1 protein-coding gene is annotated in these 1131 nt (G+C 67.1%); it reads left to right on the forward strand.

From position 1 onward, the window contains the following. Positions 1-403 precede the first annotated feature (403 nt). On the forward strand, positions 404-1131 hold a 728-nt coding region (locus BN903_RS09290; RefSeq protein ID WP_048077506.1), incomplete at its 3' end, for a DICT sensory domain-containing protein.

Raw genomic sequence — 1131 nt, forward strand, 5'->3', positions numbered from 1 at the left:
GTTCGGCGAGACGTGTTGCGCCCACGTCTCGACGCCGGTGTCGGCGACGCGAGCGATGTCGGCTGCCTGCGGCGAGACCGCGATCCGCGCGCCGGACGCCTCGGCGACGTCGCGGGCCGCGGTTGCTACCTCGATCGGATCGCACGGGTACGCCTTGAGGTTCACCAGAATGAACATACGCTTACTCGGGGGGCGCGGCGCAAATAGGTTCATGCTTTGCGGCGCTCCCTCGATGGACCGTCGAGAGTTTCGATGGACCGTCGAGAGTTTCGATGGACCGTCGAGAGTTTCGATGGACCGTCGAGAGTTTCGATGGACCGTCGAGAGCCTCGAAACCGAGGGCACTCTCGACCCGGGAGAGCAGAAACGACCTTATACCCCGCTGTTGTGGGTCCGACAAGAAATGTCTCTCATCGAGCTCATCGCGGGCGTGGAAGCTCACGAGGCCACGCTGACCGTGTTCAACGCCGATCCGGCGGTTACGGACGAGCTTCGGGAGTACTTCGCCGACCGCAACGTCCGGATCGTCGACGACCAGACGGCCTCCGGCCCGGAGGCGTTCGCCGTGTTAGCGCGGGACGGCGAGTTCGTCACGGCCGTGACCGTCGACGAGCTGCTACCGCCGCCGAGCGGGGACGAGGACGGAGAGGCGGGTGACGAAAGCGGCGAGCCGACGGGCGAGGGTGGGACGGCCGGCCGCGTCGGAAAGCCGGTGTTGGATCACCTCGACGAGACGATGTTCACCTCCTACTCCCGCGAGGACATGGTCGCCGCGTCACGAGAGATCGAGGACCGCGCGTGGCGGGTCGGCGACGGGGAACTCCACGCCGGGTTCCAGACGCTCGACGTGCTCACCGGCGAGGCGGACACCTACGCCCTGCTCGGCGAGAAGGAGCGGCTCGACGTCCACGCGTACGCCGCGAACGAGGGCGACGCGCCCGACGTGGATCACTACACCGTCCACGTCGGCGAGACCGCCGAGATACGGGAGACGTGGTTCGTCGCGTACGACGGCGGCGGGTACGACGAGGCGAAGTGCGCGCTGCTCGCCGAGGAGCGCGCCCCGGGCGAGTTCTACGGGTTCTGGAGCTACGACCCCGAGACGGTCGATTACATCATCGACTACCTGAC

Source organism: Halorubrum sp. AJ67, from assembly GCF_000513435.1.